We start from the raw sequence: 15,649 nt of genomic DNA, 5'->3' as shown, positions 1-15,649 counted from the left end.
AGCAGATAGGAAAAGGGCAGGATAGCACCTCGCTAAGGCGCTAAAGGTTGATACATTTCCTACGCTGGCATTATCCAGATCAGGTGGCGGGTGTTATCTCAGCCTGGCAGCATTGTATGCCAAGCACCCCGTGTACTTTTGCTAAGATACGGAATTTATTTGGGAAAAACAGCCCTGCCCTCGGGAGGTTATACTTACGGCAACGGCACTCCTTCACCCTCAACTACTTTTTCTGATACAGGCCACCTTTTTTATACTTCACCGGCTGCCCCAACAGCAAATTTCGCTGGTTAAAGTATGAGATATTCTGTAATATTACTTCCTGAAAAAACCTATCCAAACAAAAGTATAAACATGAAAAAAGCATTATTCGGTATTGTCTTATCGGCGGCGCTTATGCTGGGCGCAGGCAACGTGCAGGCGCAGGGTATTAAGATGCCGGCTGCCAGCCCAAGCCAGAAAATTGAGCAGGCCGTGGGCCTTGGCACCATCTCGGTAGAGTATTCCCGTCCTGCCGTGAAAAACCGCCAAATCTTCGGCGACCTGGTGCCTTACGGCAAAGTATGGCGCACAGGGGCCAACGCCTCCACCAAAATCAAATTCTCGGAGGACGTAACCGTTGAGGGCAACAAGGTGCCTGCCGGCGAGTATGCGCTTTATACTATTCCGGACAAGAACGAGTGGACGGTGATCATCCACAAGAACACCAAGCACTGGGGCGATGGTGGCCAGGACTACAACCAGGCCGAAGACCTGGTGCGCTTTAAGGTGAAACCGGAGCAAAACCCGCGCAAGGCAGAGTCTTTCACCATCAATTTTGCCAACCTTACCGCTGATGCAGCCGACGTGGAAATCATGTGGGACAACGTGGTGGTGCCGTTTACGGTAAAGGCTGATGTGGACAGCAAAGTGATGGCGCAGATTGACGAGTACGTGGTAAAAGGCACCAACGTGAACCCGAACCTGTACGCGGCGGCGGCAAGCTATTACCTGGACAAGGGCCACGACCTGAAGCAGGCGCATGCGTGGATGAAGAAAGCCAACGAGAAGGACCCTAAATTCTGGAACGTGCACGCGCAGGCTAAAATCGAGGCGCAACTGAAAAACTACAAGGCTGCCATCAAAACCGCCGAGAAATCGATGGAACTGGCCAAGGCTGCCAACAACCAGGACTATGTGCGCCTGAACGAGAAGGCCATTGCCGAGTGGAAGAAAATGAAGTAAAGCGAGAGCCGCTTTTATCGTATAAAAGCCTCTGGGAGCGTACTTCCAGGGGCTTTTTGTTGTACCCTAAAGTATAAAGCAGTTGGAAGAGAAGAAGCATTCTGAAGAGCACCTGGGCCCGGCACGGGAGTACTGGTGGAACGAGGATTACCTGGAGTTGCTGGCCGAGCGCCTCTACATCCCCTACACCCAAACGCTGGTAGACATTGGCTGCGGCAAGGGCATGATGGGGTTCAGGTTCTCGAAGTATATGCCGGCTGGCGGAAAAGTATACGGCGTGGACTACGAGCCGGGCTACATAGCCGAGGCGCGGCAGCGGGCGCAGAGCGAGTTCGGGCACACCAACATCGATTATGAGTTTAAGGTGGGCTATGCCGATGATATTCCGCTGCCCGATGACATAGCCGACGTTACCCTCTGCCAGACGCTCCTTATCCACGTGAGAAACCCGAAGCAAGTCATCGCTGAGATGATGCGCGTGACCAAACCCGGTGGCTGGGTGGTGGCCCTGGAGCCGAACAACCTTGTGCCCAACCTCATGTTCGACCGCTACGGCGAAACCGACTACAACGTGGAGGCCATGCTGGAGGTGCTGGAGGTGAAGCTGCGCATCGAGAAAGGCAAGAAGAACCTGGGCGAAGGCTTCAACTCGCTCGGCGACGTGGTACCGGATCTGTTTCTGAAAGCCGGCCTGAGGGACGTGAAAGTATGGATCTCTGACAAAGCGCTTTCCATCATCCCGCCCTACGACACGCAGGAGAAAATCATGCGTGTGGAGCAGATGCTGAACTGGATAGAAACCGAGGCCATGGGCTACGACTACCAGGACAACCTTAACTACTTTATGGCCGGCGGCGGCGACAAGGATAAGTTCGACGCGTACTGGCAGAAGCTGCTTTACAACAAGATCATGCTGAAGGAAAAGCTTCAGAAGGAGGAATACGTGTCGGCGGGGGGAAGCTTGGTGTATATTGTAGCGGCGCAGAAGCCGAGGTAATGGGGTTGAGATGCCGATTTGTACTTTGGCTATACTTTCTGAGCTGCTGCTGGCGCGAGTTTGTAGCTCGTGCCTCAAATTTATACTTCCCTTAGCCGCCGCTTTCCGCAACTGAAACCAAGCTATCCTTTCTAGCTACCGTTCATCCTCTAGTTCCCACTTACCTATCGTTGCATCTATACTTGGCTCCCTCAAGGCCGGGAGGCCTCGCCTTCAGGCATCGCGCTGTCTACATTTCCTTTGCTCCTGACGTCGCAATGCCCTTTCGGGCACCGGAAATCTACAAGGCGCTCAACCCTAAGGCTGGGAACAGAATCGATAGCCATAGTCCTTACCATGCAACAAGTATAAAGTGTCCCCTTGAGGACAAGTGAGAACGGGAGTTCGAAACTTGCGAGCAAAGCTCATTAGGGGTGTTTACTTGTAGCGAAATCTTTTGCAATTGGCTTTACACCCCTGTGGTCCCCTTAAGGGGACAGTTCTGTAAACTTAACAGTCCTCTTCCCAGGAGAGGCTAGGTTTATACTTTGTAGGGACAGGTCGCGACCTGTCCGCGCGAGAACGGAGACTATGAAACTCATACTTCTGCCTAAGTAACTACAGGCTCCCCTCCTTGGATAAGGAGGGGCAAGGGGTGGTTGGACCCGGGACTGTTTTAGACACTCGCGGGACCTTTGAACACCGGAAAGCCTACTGTTTAAAGCAAGCGCAGCGCTGGAGTCTAGGAGTAGTCGGGCCCGGGACTGCAAAAGCGTTCTCCCCTCCTACGCAACCAACTCCTTCTCTTTCTTCCCAATCAGCGCCTGAAGTATAAACCCGAAGATTACCACCGCCACACAGCCGATCACGTTGAACCAGAGGAAGGCGATGTCGGTGAAGAAGTAGCAGTAGAGCACGACGGCCTCGGCCAGTATGGCACCGTAAAATACCGCGTTTCCTTTGATGCGCTTGAGGTAGAAGGCTACCAGGAAAATGCCCAGGATAGTGCCATAAAAAATCGAGCCGATGATGTTCACTGCCTGGATCAGGTTATCGAGCAGGGAAGCGTAGGTGGCGAAAAGTATGGCAATGAATCCCCAGCCTGCGGTAAAGAGTTTGGAGGCTTTCACATAATGAATTGGACTGCCATCCTGCTGCACCGAGCGCTTGTAGATGTCAATCACGGAAGTGGAGGCCAGGGCGTTCAGCTCCGAGGCAGTGGACGACATCGCGGCCGATAGGATCACGGCCAGCAGCAGCCCCACCAGTCCGGTGGGGAGGTACTTCATGATGAAGGAAATAAATACGTAGTCCGTGTCCTTGGTCTCGGCATCGGGCACCGCTTTCTGAATAACGCCTTTCACCTCCTCACGCACCTGCTTGCCTGCTAAAGTATAAGTATTCACCTGCTCCTGTGCGGCGGCAATGGCAGCTTCGTCCTCTGTTTTCAGAGCATCCACCAGCCCATGTACTGCCTGCTGCTTTTGCTTAAAAATGTCGTTATACTTTGTCTCCAGGCTGCGCAGCTCGTCGGCATGGGCGGTGGCGTATACTTTGCTTTTAGTGCCTTCGTTAAAAAATACCGGCGGCTGGTTAAACTGGTAAAACACGAACACCATCACCCCGATAAAAAGGATGATAAACTGCATTGGGATCTTGAGCAAGCCGTTGAACAACAGCCCCAGCCGGCTTTCGGCAATGGACTTGCCGCCCAGGTAACGCGCCACCTGGCTCTGATCGGTGCCAAAGTAAGAAAGCGACAGGAAAAGCCCGCCCGTAATGCCCGACCAGAAGTTGTAGCGGTCGTTCCAGCTTGTTTTCCAGTCCCAGGAGAAGTCCACCACATTCATTTTGCCCATCTTGCCGGCCACGGCCACGGCCTCGACAAAGCTAACGTTATCGGGCAGGTAGCGCACCACCATAAAGCCGGCGATGATCATGCCGCCCATCATCACGGCCATCTGCTGCTTCTGCGTCACGCTCACCGCCTTGGTGCCCCCCGACATGGTATAGGCAATTACCACCAGGCCTATTACCATGATGGTGGCCGTCAGGCTCCAACCCAGCATCGTGGAAAGTATGATGGCCGGGGCGTAAATGGTGATGCCCGCCGCCAGGCCACGCTGTATCAGGAAAAGCACGGCGGCCAGCGAGCGTGTTTTCAGGTCGAAGCGGTTCTCCAGGAACTCGTAAGCCGTGTATACTTTCAGCCTGTAAAAGATAGGGATGACCGTGATGGAAATGATGACCATCGCAATGGGCAAACCGAAGTAGAACTGCACAAAGCGCATCCCGTCTTCGTAGGCCTGCCCCGGGGTGGACAGGAAGGTGATAGCGCTAGCCTGCGTGGCCATAATCGACAGGCCGATGGTCCACCACTTCATGCTGTTGTCGCCCTTCAGGTAGCCTTCTATGTCTTTGCTGCCGCGGGTTTTCCAGATGCCATAGATAACGATAAAGCCCAACGTGCCCAGCAGCACTATCCAATCAAGAGGTCTCATTCGTAAAGTTTGGTGATGATGTAGAACAGCACAACCGTAAAAGCCAGGTTGCCCAGCACCAGCCAGTACATCCCGTTCCAGGTTTTAAAGAAAGGCGGCTTCTCAATGGGCGGCTCTTCGTCTACAGGGTGATTTTTCATTTTTGGACAAAGGATTTTGTGACAATAGACAAAGGACCGAGCTATAATAATAGTCTTTTGTCCTTTGTCCTAAAGTCTTATGTCATATCATTTTATACTTGACTTTGCTGCATTGCCGGAGTCTGTGCCTTTGCCCAGCGAGATCAGGTTGGCAAACAGGCGGTAAGCGCCGGGCACGCCGGCCGGTAACTCCCGGAAGAAGGAGTAGCCGGTGTAGATGTAGTGTCCCTCACCATACTTTGCCACCAGCAAGCCACCGTCGCGGGCCGGCTCGCCGGGATCGTTGGAAGAAAGGATAGCCTCATACTCTGAGCTCCACTCGTTCGGGAAGTATAAGCCGCGCTCCTGCACCCAGCCTTCAAAATCAGCCTTGCTTAGCTTGTTGGGCGTGTTCAGTACCGGGTGGCCGGGCTTCAGGAAGCGCACTTCGGCGTCCTCCACGGTTACCCTGTCGCGGGAAAGCTTGAGGGGATAAGGGCCAACCTCCGGGATGACGAGGGCATGGTTGGTATTATACTGCACGATCAGATTACCTCCCTGCCGCACATACTCCAGCAAAGTGGGTTGGTAGTGCCGTATCCTTTCCACAGTATTGTAGGCCCGTACGCCAAGTATAACTGCATCAAACTGCTTCAGGTAAGTCAGGTACATGTCGCTGTCCTTGAGCAGGGTTACCTGGTAACCGATCTGTTGCAGGCTGGCCGGGATGTCGTCGCCGGCTCCCATCAGGTAGGCCACTCGCTCCCCGCGCCTCTGCAGATCCAGCTTCACGATCCTGGTGCTGGCCTCCGGGAAGGTAACCTGCGCCGGGATATGCTTGTAGTTGATCTCGTTCAGCCCTTTGGTGTAGGCTTTACCATCTACAGTAGCAATGGCCTTTAGCTGTGCCTCCTGCTGCTTTTTAGGCGGATACACCATAAAGTTGATACGTTGCTCCCCCCCTTTGGCAGCCAGTTCGAAAGAGGCCGATGCGGGCTCGGTGCGCCAGCCTTTGGGCATTTCCAACCGCAGGTCGCCTTTTACGTTTTGCTTGCCGGCCTTCACCAGCACCTGCACCTGCTTCGGCTCCCCGTTAGCAAACATGAGCACCCGCTCGCTCAGGTTCACATAAACCGGGGGCGTGACCACAAAGGGCCTGTATACTTCGCCGTCCACCGGGTCGGTGCGCTTATACACCACCGGCACGGCCACCTGCAGCGGCTCCCCGGAGATTTGCAAGTGAAACGTCACTTCTGCCGCCGGCCTGTTCTCCGGCTGCCCCACCAGCTGCTGCTCGCTCACGGCAAACATCCCCAGCGAGCCTGCCTCCCGTAGCCAGTAAGGCTGTGAGTAAGGTGTGTTTTGGGGTAAGGTTTTGCCGGTGCTATACTTTAGCGGCTCGTTGTTTTTCAGGGGGATGTTCAGCGTGGTATCTGAGGCGGCAAAATTATACTTTATACTCTGCAGCGTCACCGGTACCTCCGAGCGGTTGATGGCCTCTACCTGCAGCCGCACCGGCAGCCCCGGCGCCATGCTATACTCGCTGGCGGTAACTTCCAGGAACAGCCCCATGGTCTGCTGCAGCACCTGCTCCAGCTCCTGCAGCTTGGTTTGTTTCCAGTAGCTCTCCGGAAGGCGCTGCATCTCTTTTCGGGCGGCAAGCAAAGCCGGCACGACGGCGGCAGGCTTTGTCGCATCAAAAGAGCTGATGGCCTGCTGCAGCAGCTGCTGTACCTTATCGCTACCCTTCACACGGCTCCAGCTGGTGTTGATACCCTCAAACAGCTCCTGCTGCGCCTTCTCCCCTGCCGTGTGCTGCAGGTACTCTATACTGGTGCCGCGGGAGCTGGCCGCTCCGAAGCCCTGGCTTTTGTGCATGCTGCGGCTGCGCGCGGCCACCTCGCCGTACGATTCGCCCAGCAGCGGGCTGTAACCGCCCACATCTACCTTCAGCAACTCCTTGCCATACTTCTCAAACTCTTCCTGGCTCCTGAACGACCATACGCCCGTGTTCCAGAGCAGGCGCTTGGGTTTCCATACCTCCAACTGTTTTAACTGCTCCGGAAAGCGCTTCGGGTCTGCGGCGGCCTTGAATGCTTCTTCGGCAAGTATAGCCGAGGCGCTGTGCTGCCCGTGCCCGGCACGCTCATCGGGCGGGAAACGGGTTATCATCACATCAGGCCTGAACTTGCGGATGACCCACACCATGTCGGCCAGCACCTGCTCCTTATTCCAGATCGTAAAGGTTTCTTCCGGGTTCTTGGAGAATCCAAAGTCGTTCGCGCGGGTGAAGAACTGTTGTCCGCCGTCTGTGCGCCGTGCCTGCAGCAACTCCTGCGTACGAATGATGCCCAGGTTCTCGCTGATTTCCGGACCAATGAGGTTCTGTCCGCCATCGCCGCGGGTGATGGAAAGGTAGGCGGTCGTATAAAGTTTCTCGTTGGCCAGGTAGGCAATCAGGCGGGTGTTCTCATCATCGGGGTGGGCCGCCACATAAAGCACCCGGCCCAGCACGTTTAATTTTTGCAGTTCCTGCAGCACGTCGGCGGCCGAGGCCCGTTGGGGAGCCTGCGCCTGCAGCGGCTGCCATAACATCAGCCCAAGGGAAAGAAACAGAAAACGGAACAGTAGGCGGTGTATCTTCATAGAGTTGTATATGAGCAGCTGATCGTGCGCCAGGCATAGCAAGGCCTTGTAAATCTAAGCATTTCTGTGAAAGTATCGTAGACACTCTTGTGCAGCACTTACAAAGTATGCAGGGCGTAAAATAACCGGCGGCATTTTGGGCGCCTGCCTGCTAGCCAGAAAGTGCATTAAAAAGGACTGAAAGCTATTTTTGGCAAATCAAGAAAAAAAACGAGAAAAAGTTAGATTAAAATCAGTAATCATCTATATTTGTACGAACTGAGCCCGCTGCTTTGTCTTTTTTGATTAACATTTGCTTTGTGCTTGCGTAATAGAACGCCTTAAAAACGTACCTTTGCAAGCGCGTTACATACCGCTTTATCTACCTATGTAACCAAGATATATGCCCAGCCAGCAAGCAAGCAACATCAACGACTTTGCGTTTGACTACCTGCGTAGCCACTACACTGCCCGCTTCGGGGCTAAGCTTGTTTTAGTTGATAAAGACGAACAAACCAGGCAGGGCCATGCGGCACAGGGCCTGTTCTCCCTCAAAAAGCAGGACAATACACCATTTATAGCCTCCCTTCATACCTTTAACTCTCCCCGGATTGCCACGGCCCTTACTACCTATAAAAAGAGCGGCCTGAGCAAACTGCGCTATGCCACTGCTTTTTTTGTTGCGCTGCTGGCACTGGCTGTGGGCTGGAGGCTGGGCTACACAGTTGCCGGGGCTATACTTGCCGTTGTGCTTTCCGGTGCCACCTTTATGCTGCATACGTACCTGGAGCAAAAACTGCGGATACACCGCCTGCTTCACCTGCTCGACGACCTGAAGAAAACTCCTGCCGATGAGCAGTGGCTGGGCCTCTCCATCAGCAGCATTACCCTCCGGCACAACCCGTTAGCCAAGCATTTTTTAGCTGCCTGTGAGCGGCGCGGCATCGGTATTATTACCGTGGGGCAACGGGCCAAGGTAGTGCTGATAAAAGAGCCAAAGCCAGCTGTTTGCCGCCGTGGCGACTTCCTTTCCCATTACCAGGCGGATAGGCGCATCCGGAAGGCGCTTCTGGGCGATTCCGTGCTCCGGGTGGCCTGATTTTATTTTAGCCTCGCTTTCCATAGTCCCTGATGCTGCCGTGCAATAACAGGGAAGCTTGCTGAGTACAAGTACAGAACCCTGCGCCTGGCCGCAGGCATACGATACGTATACCCTGTTGCTGTTTTCTGCGATACCATATGCGGCGTAGACGCTGATATACTAACTCCTTTGCCTGCCTATGAACATCCCGTTTATACTTTCCTTTTTGCGGCAACTGCAGCAGCACAACAGCAAAGTATGGATGGACGGGCACCGGGACGAGTATTTACAGGCCAAGGCATACTTTGTGGAGCTGACCGAGTACCTGCTGGCCCAATTGCAGCAGTTCGACCTGTCCTTGCATGGGGTTAAAGTACAGGAGTGCATCTTCCGGATTAACAAGAATGACTTCTCCAAAAAAGGCGAGGCACCGTATAAAGGGCATTTCGGGGCCGGAATATCGCCGGGAGGGCGCCACTCCGTATTTGCCAACTATGTGCTGGTGCTGGAGCCCGGAAACAGGTCGAGAATTGGGGGTGGTATACGTAAGCCCGGAACTAAGCAGTTGGAACTGATACGGGAGGAGATTGACTACAACCCCGGCCGGTTGCAGCAACTGCTGGATGAGCCGGCTTTTAAGAACACTTTCGGAGGGTTTAGGGGAGAGCAGACCAGGGTTACGCCAAAGGGATACGACAAGACGCACCCCGAACTGGACTTGCTCAGGTATAAAGGCTTTCAGGTGCTGCACTTCTTCAGTGATGAGGAGGTAAGCCAGCCTGGGTTCATCGAACGGCTCCCGGCCCTTTTCCGCCTGGTAAAACCGCTACACGACTTTCTCAACAACGCCATAGCAGAACCATCGTGAAAAAAGCACCATTTTACCTAATCTGTGTGTTGCTACTGCTAACACAGCTCTCCTGCAGGCAGGAGCCTAAACGCATGCCCGACACGCAACCCGATGTGTATGGCTACATCACGCACATAAAGTATACGGCCAAGAACGGCAGCAAATCCAGCGCCGTGGTAGCGGTGAAGTCGCTGGAGGACGTGGTGTCAACTTATAAGGATGCCAGCGTGCGGATAGATGAGCACACCCTGATGGAGAACGAGGTTGGTGAAAAGCTTGATATCGGCCAGCTGCGCGAGGGGCACCAGATACAGGCCTGGTTTGAAGGGGAAGTACAGGAGAAGGATCCCGTGCTGGGTTATGCGAAGGCAGTGCGAATCAGCCCGTAAAAAAGACCTCTCTGCACCATCCGCTACCCTCTAATAAAAGAAGGTAGCAGGAGTAATTCATTAAACTTTACAAATATTAAACTTAAGTATAGTAAGCTCAAGTTTAGCCATTTGTTACCCCAGCCCGTAAAGGATGCTTGGTGGACGGCGCTGCTGTGCCGCCTTTTACTCCTAATTGCGGCAAGCCGATGAAGACATCACCAAATGCGTGCGAATATGAGAAGGAAATAGCTGCATGGCCAAAGCCTATCCATTTGGCGCACCCCGGCGGCAATGTTTTTGTGACGCTACAGTTACACCCCGATTACATAGAGGCTAAATGGTATGGCCACATTACGAGCGGCGACGTTGTGACGGCCTCTAAAGTATACCTGGCGCTGCTGCAAACTTACCCTTGCCCGGATAAGCTGCTCAACGACAAAACCTTGGTAACCGGAGACTGGTCTGAGGCCAACGACTGGCTGGAGTTTGACTGGCTGCCGCAGGTGCTCTATGCCGGTTTGCACTACCTGGCGCACATCTACTCCAACAACATGTTCAGCAGGCTTTCGGCACGGGATTTATACTTGCGCATAACACCACGCCTGCAGATGCAGAACTTCAGCAACAGAGACGAAGCGCTGGACTGGCTTCTAAACCTCCCTCCCACTGTCATGGAGCAAACTGCCTGAGAGCTGCTGCTACGCAGCGGCTGCCTACAGGCTGGCAACCGCTGCCGGAGCTTCCACTGTAATTTCTACAGTGTCTAATACAACATCCATAACGGGCTCCTCCAGCGCTGCAGGGGCATGGTAGAGCACCAGTACTTGTTTTGGCTTTGCTACATGGTAACTCTCCTGAACGGCGAAACCAAAACCAAAAACTGAGGCGGCGATAAGAACGATGATTTTCATAGTTTTAAGATTTAAATTGTGTGACATTTTGTTCTTGCAAATCTACTCTATAGTACTTGGTATTGCAAAGTACTGTTACACCATTTACTACTTTATTATACAAACATCCAGAAAGTATCCGTGAACACCCCCGAATTACAGACAAAATGCATAGTATAATCCGGGCTTTTTAAAGGCTATTTTCAAGAAAAACTCATCCCTCGCCGTACCCAACCGCGCTAATCTGCAAGCGGATGACTTGCTTTGTACCACCGAGGCTGAAAAACACTTACCTTTACCCCTATTTTATACTTATGCAGCATACTTCAGAACTAAGCGAGGAGCAGGACCAGGCGCAGGAAAAAGGGAGCTTCAAGCGCGAAATCACCCTCTACGATGCCATTATGATTGTAACGGGGGGCATGATCGGCTCCGGCATCTTTATCGTTACCGCCGATATCTCCCGCACCGTCGTCAGCCCCGGCTACATGATGCTGGTTTGGCTCATCTCCGGCTTTCTTACCATGGTAGGCGCCATCAGCTATGGCGAGCTGTCCTCCATGTTCCCCAAAGTGGGCGGGCAATACGTGTACCTGAAGGAGGCCTACAACAAGATGGTGGCCTTTTTGTATGGCTGGACGCTTTTCCTGGTGATACAAACGGGCGTGATTGCGGCTGTGGGCGTGGCCTTTGCCCGTTTTACCGGCGTGCTCATTCCCTGGTTCAGCGAGGATAACGTGCTGCTGCAGGTAGCCGGATTCGAGTTTACCTCTGTGCAGCTGCTCACCATCATCAGCATCATTTTCCTGACCTACATGAACTCCTTGGGCGTGAAAAGCGGCAAGCTGATCCAGAACATCTTTGGCAGCACCAAACTGATAGCGCTTTTCGGGCTTATCCTTTTCGGGTTGCTGTTTGGTATTAACGACACGGCCATCGAGGCCAACTTTTCCGATTTCTGGGGAGCCAGCGGCTCTGCCACCCCGGTACCGACAGGTGCGGTGCTAATCTCAGCGCTGGGTATGGCCATGGTGGGCGCCCTTTTCTCCGCCGATTCCTGGAACAACATCGGGTTTTCGGGCGATGAGATCGTGAACCCGAAGCGCACAATCGTACTAAGCATGGTGATCGGCTCAGCGATTGTGATGGGCATTTACATGCTGATAAACCTGGTGTACCTGCTGGTGCTGCCGATGCACGGCTCTCCCGACGCGACCACCGTGGTGGGGCAAGGCATCACCTACGCCAGCAACGACCGTGTTGCCGCCGCTGTGGCCGAGGTAATTGGGGGCTACGAGGCTACCGTGGCCGTGGCCATCCTTATCATGATCTCCACGTTCAGCTGTAACAACGGCGCCATCCTTTCCGGGGCGCGGGTATATTATGCCATTGCCAAGGACGGGCTGTTTTTCGAACGGCTGGGCCGCCTGAACAAGAACGGGGTACCGGCCGCGGCGCTGTGGCTGCAGTGCGTGTGGGCCTGCCTGCTCTGCCTCACCGGCACCTTCGGCGACCTGCTCGACTACGTGGTGTTCGCCATCATGCTGTTCTACATCCTCACCATTATCGGCATCTTTGTACTCCGCAAAAAGCGGCCTGATTTGCCGCGCCCTTACAAGGCTTACGGCTACCCGGTGCTGCCCGCGCTGTACGTGATCCTCGCCTCCGCCATCTGCGTGATTCTGCTCATTTACAAGCCGGTGTATACCTGGCCGGGGCTCATTATCGTGGCCTTAGGGATACCGGTGTACTACCTGTTCGGCAGCAAGTTCAGCAAATCCAAAGTATAGGTTTATACTTCTAAAGTATAGGAAAGCCCGCAGCGCTTGCTGCGGGCTTTTTCTTTGCCGCTGCTTCTGCCCCAGGGTGCCCGGAAAGTATAAAACAGAACGCACTCCTGCCGCTCACGTAGTACATCCTAATAATCAGGAAAAGCTATATGAGCAAAGAAAAAGGTATTCCGCCCGGGTGGAGCTATAACCCAGCCTCCTGGGGCCAACGCATGCCCATTGTGATTGCGGCGATGGTAGGTTTTGCCATTGCCACTTACCTGGCCCTGTTCCAGCTGAAAGTGATAGACACGGTCTGGGAACCGTTTTTTGGCAATGGCAGCCGGAAAATTCTCACCTCCGAAACCTCTCAGATACTGCCCATTCCGGATGGCGCGCTCGGGGCCCTGGGGTACCTGGTGGATGCGCTGGCAGGTATTATCGGGGGTACCCGGAGGTGGCGCAGGATGCCCTGGATTGTAATTGCCTTTGGTCTGGCCGTTGGTCCGCTTGGATTTATCAGCGTGCTGCTGGTGGTGCTGCAACCGGTGCTCTACGATGCCTGGTGCACCCTTTGCCTGGTTACGGCGCTAATATCGGTGGTAATGATTGGCCCGGCCATGGACGAGATGCTGGCCAGCCTGCAGTACATGAAGCGGGTAAAAGACGCCAAAGTATCGATGTGGAAAGCCTTTTGGGGGTATAAGGAGGTACAGGGAAGAGTTATCTAAACATATAAAACGATGTGGGCACAGGTAATTAACGCAATACTTGGCATCTGGCTGATGGCTTCTGCCGCCATGCTCGGTTACGCCGATGCTAAAACCATCACCGACAACGAGCACATCCTGGGACCCGTGATCGCCAGCTTTGCCATCATCTCGTGGTGGGAGGCGACGCGCGTGGTGCGCCTTTATAACGTGCCGCTGGGGCTCTGGCTGCTGCTGGCGCCCTGGGTGCTGGGCTTCGACAATACCGCGGCCACGGTTAACAGCATGGTAGTGGGCGCACTGGTAACAGGCCTAAGCTTTGTGAAGGGCAAAATAGAAGACACCTACGGCGGGGGCTGGTCGGCTGTCTGGAAATCGGACACGCTGCACGCACGGGAGGCCCGCAAGCAGCCGCGTGTCGATTTGGACAAGTAGGTGTTTGGGATATCAACACAAAAGCACCAGCAGCACAGGCCGTTGGTGCTTTTGTGTTGATATAATCATGGTTCTTCCTTATCAGGTAAATAAAGTATACGCAGCTCATCTTTGTTATACTTTTAAAGTATAAATTTATACTTCGCATCGTTCTGATATCCTGAAACTATGACTCCCAGAGCAAAACGCGTAACCGTTGCCGCTGTACTGGTGCTGGTGGCTGCCACTTCGCTTCTGATACGTGCCGACATACCTGCCGGGGAACTGGAGGCAAAGTATAAACACCCGGCCTCCAAGTATAAAAGCATGGCCGGCGCTACCCTGCACTACCGCGACGAGGGCCGGGGAATGCCGATAGTGCTGCTGCACGGTACGGCTGCCTCGCTGAACACCTGGGACGGCTGGGCCTCTGAGCTTAGCAAAAGCCACCGCGTGCTGCGCCTCGACCTGCCCGGCTTTGGCCTCACCGGCCCAAACGCCACCGATACCTACACCATCGATTACTACTCCGGCCTGCTACTGCATTTCCTCGACAGCCTTGGCATTGAGAAGGCCCACCTGGCGGGCAGCTCCCTGGGCGGGCAGATAGCCTTCGACTTTGCCGCCAACCACCCCGGGCGGGTGCAGAAACTGATACTGATAGCCCCGACGGGCGTCACCAACGCCAACGACAAACGCATCTCCATGCCCTTCCGGATGGCCCAGACGCCGCTGCTCAGGCACTCGCTCAGGTATATCACGCCGCGCTTTATAGTAGCCCAGAGCCTGCGCGAAGTATACGGCGACGACAGCAAGCTAAGCGATCAGGCCATTTCCCTGAGCCACGACATGCTGCTGCGCGAGGGCAACCGGGAAGCCTTCATCGCCCGCATGAACACGCTGGACGCAGACAACCTGTATAAGCTGGCACGGGTGCAGGCGCCTACGCTTATACTTTGGGGCGAGGCCGATGCCTGGGTACCGGTTGCCGATGCGGCACGCTTCCAGGAAAGTATAAAGGACGCCCAACTCATCACCTACCCCGGCGCCGGCCACATCCCCATGGAAGAGCTGCCTCAGGAGACGGTGCAGGATGCGCTGCGGTTTCTGGGTCATGAGCTGGCAACCATGGAATAAGGTATTAGCAAAGTATAAAAGCCACCCCAAACTGTTCCTTCTGCCAAAAAACAGGTATCTTTCTCCCCTACAAGCATACCATGAGCAAAGCATACTTTATCAGTGGGCTGGGGGCTGATTGGCGCATGTTCCAGTACCTGAAGCTGCCCGAGTACATACCGCAGCAGTATGTGGAATGGGTAGCGCCGAAGCACATCGATGAGCCCCTGCACGAGTATGTGCTCCGGCTTTTAGACCAGATCACCGACCCCGATCCGATTCTGGTGGGCATGTCTTACGGCGGGCTGGTGGCTATAGAGCTGAGCAAGATCCTCAAGCCGCGCAAGACCATCCTCCTCTCCAGCATGGCAACGCACCACGCCCTGCCTGCCATTTACCGCCTGGTGGGCAAAACGCACCTGCACCGCTGGATGCCTCTAAAGCTCATGCAAAGTATACACCCGCTGGCACCGCTGTTCTTCGGGGCGCAATCCAAGCCAGAGAAGCAATTGCTGAAAAGGGCCATCCTGGAGATAGACGAGAAGGTGCTGCGCTGGTCGCTGGGGCAGCTGCTGGAGTGGCCGCAGGAGGAGGTGCTGCCAGGGCTGGTGCAGATACACGGCACCAAAGACCTCATCCTGCCGCTCTACGACAGACCTGATATCATTAAAGTGAAAAACGGCGGGCATCTGATGGTGCTGCGCCAGGCAGATGAAGTAAGTGCTATACTAAGCCGCATACTAGAAGAAACATGGATAAAAGCAGATACATCGTTACCACCACCAACGGGCGGCAGGTAGACCTTACGCAGGCACAGATTCTGCGCAGCAACAACCTTTACCCGTTCGGGCAGCACAACTATGCCATTTACGAGACACCTGAGGGCGTTTTTGTAAAAGCCATGAACAGCGGCGAGCGCGAGATAATGCTTACAAGCTATGAACTGATAGGCGAGCAGGAGGCCCGCCACTACAATCACCCCTACTTCCGGACAGACAATTAG

General features: G+C 54.3%; 16 protein-coding genes and 1 riboswitch. Of the genes, 12 read left to right on the top strand and 4 right to left on the bottom strand.

Features of this window, described 5'->3' with window-relative positions; genetic code table 11:
• Positions 1-38 precede the first annotated feature (38 nt).
• A riboswitch (TPP riboswitch) is annotated at positions 39-141 on the bottom strand.
• A 213-nt stretch (positions 142-354) separates the two neighbouring features.
• Positions 355-1,224: a DUF2911 domain-containing protein gene (locus C8N40_RS15055; protein ID WP_108212635.1), complete on the top strand. Its 870-nt coding sequence runs from the start codon at positions 355-357 to the stop codon at positions 1,222-1,224.
• 82 nt (positions 1,225-1,306) lie between these two features.
• Positions 1,307-2,221 (top strand): class I SAM-dependent methyltransferase, encoded by a 915-nt coding sequence (locus tag C8N40_RS15050; protein WP_108212633.1) that lies wholly within the window; start codon positions 1,307-1,309, stop codon positions 2,219-2,221.
• Positions 2,222-2,985: 764 nt separating this feature from the next.
• Here C8N40_RS15050 and C8N40_RS15045 read toward each other — a convergent pair.
• From C8N40_RS15045 to C8N40_RS15040, 3 genes are all read right to left on the bottom strand, one after another.
• A complete protein-coding gene (locus C8N40_RS15045) occupies positions 2,986-4,701 on the bottom strand; it encodes a sodium:solute symporter family protein (RefSeq protein WP_108212630.1) in 1,716 nt (571 codons plus the stop codon).
• Positions 4,698-4,841 (bottom strand): hypothetical protein, encoded by a 144-nt coding sequence (locus C8N40_RS22715; RefSeq protein WP_170114117.1) that lies wholly within the window; start codon positions 4,839-4,841, stop codon positions 4,698-4,700. The genes C8N40_RS15045 and C8N40_RS22715 overlap by 4 nt, the downstream gene beginning before the upstream one ends.
• Before the next feature lie 87 nt (positions 4,842-4,928).
• Positions 4,929-7,466 carry a PIG-L family deacetylase gene (locus C8N40_RS15040; RefSeq protein WP_108212627.1) on the bottom strand — a complete coding sequence of 846 codons (2,538 nt, stop codon included), beginning with the start codon at positions 7,464-7,466 and terminating at the stop codon, positions 4,929-4,931.
• 382 nt (positions 7,467-7,848) lie between these two features.
• On the opposite strand from C8N40_RS15040, the gene C8N40_RS15035 reads away from it, so the two are divergent.
• From C8N40_RS15035 to C8N40_RS15020, 4 genes are all read left to right on the top strand, one after another.
• Positions 7,849-8,544 (top strand): hypothetical protein, encoded by a 696-nt coding sequence (locus C8N40_RS15035; protein WP_108212624.1) that lies wholly within the window; start codon positions 7,849-7,851, stop codon positions 8,542-8,544.
• Positions 8,545-8,725: 181 nt separating this feature from the next.
• Positions 8,726-9,394, top strand: coding sequence for a DUF2461 domain-containing protein (locus tag C8N40_RS15030; RefSeq protein ID WP_108212621.1), 669 nt, complete (start codon positions 8,726-8,728; stop codon positions 9,392-9,394).
• Positions 9,395-9,468: 74 nt separating this feature from the next.
• Entirely contained in the window at positions 9,469-9,765 is a 297-nt protein-coding gene (locus C8N40_RS15025) for a DUF3221 domain-containing protein (protein WP_170114116.1), read from the top strand.
• 188 nt (positions 9,766-9,953) lie between these two features.
• Positions 9,954-10,436: a hypothetical protein gene (locus C8N40_RS15020; RefSeq protein WP_245905140.1), complete on the top strand. Its 483-nt coding sequence runs from the start codon at positions 9,954-9,956 to the stop codon at positions 10,434-10,436.
• A 24-nt stretch (positions 10,437-10,460) separates the two neighbouring features.
• Here the strand turns inward: C8N40_RS15020 and C8N40_RS15015 are convergent, their stop codons facing one another.
• A complete protein-coding gene (locus C8N40_RS15015; protein WP_092099737.1) occupies positions 10,461-10,658 on the bottom strand; it encodes a hypothetical protein in 198 nt (65 codons plus the stop codon).
• Positions 10,659-10,951: 293 nt separating this feature from the next.
• On the opposite strand from C8N40_RS15015, the gene C8N40_RS15010 reads away from it, so the two are divergent.
• The 6 genes from C8N40_RS15010 (at position 10,952) to C8N40_RS14985 (ending at position 15,649) form a co-directional block, all read left to right on the top strand.
• Complete coding sequence (locus tag C8N40_RS15010; RefSeq protein WP_108212610.1) at positions 10,952-12,427, top strand: APC family permease; 1,476 nt, start codon at positions 10,952-10,954, stop codon at positions 12,425-12,427.
• A 149-nt stretch (positions 12,428-12,576) separates the two neighbouring features.
• On the top strand, positions 12,577-13,137 hold the full coding sequence (locus C8N40_RS15005) for a vitamin K epoxide reductase family protein (protein WP_108212608.1): 561 nt from the start codon (positions 12,577-12,579) through the stop codon (positions 13,135-13,137).
• A gap of 12 nt (positions 13,138-13,149) precedes the next feature.
• Positions 13,150-13,551 (top strand): SPW repeat protein, encoded by a 402-nt coding sequence (locus tag C8N40_RS15000; RefSeq protein WP_108212607.1) that lies wholly within the window; start codon positions 13,150-13,152, stop codon positions 13,549-13,551.
• 168 nt (positions 13,552-13,719) lie between these two features.
• Positions 13,720-14,667 carry an alpha/beta fold hydrolase gene (locus C8N40_RS14995; RefSeq protein ID WP_108212606.1) on the top strand — a complete coding sequence of 316 codons (948 nt, stop codon included), beginning with the start codon at positions 13,720-13,722 and terminating at the stop codon, positions 14,665-14,667.
• Between the two features lie 80 nt (positions 14,668-14,747).
• Complete coding sequence (locus C8N40_RS14990) at positions 14,748-15,446, top strand: alpha/beta hydrolase (protein ID WP_108212605.1); 699 nt, start codon at positions 14,748-14,750, stop codon at positions 15,444-15,446.
• Positions 15,398-15,649 (top strand): hypothetical protein, encoded by a 252-nt coding sequence (locus tag C8N40_RS14985; protein ID WP_108212604.1) that lies wholly within the window; start codon positions 15,398-15,400, stop codon positions 15,647-15,649. The genes C8N40_RS14990 and C8N40_RS14985 overlap by 49 nt, the downstream gene beginning before the upstream one ends.

This window comes from Pontibacter mucosus (assembly GCF_003054055.1).
In the GTDB taxonomy this organism is placed as follows: domain Bacteria; phylum Bacteroidota; class Bacteroidia; order Cytophagales; family Hymenobacteraceae; genus Pontibacter; species Pontibacter mucosus.
This window is presented reverse-complemented; position numbering and strand designations above follow the sequence as displayed.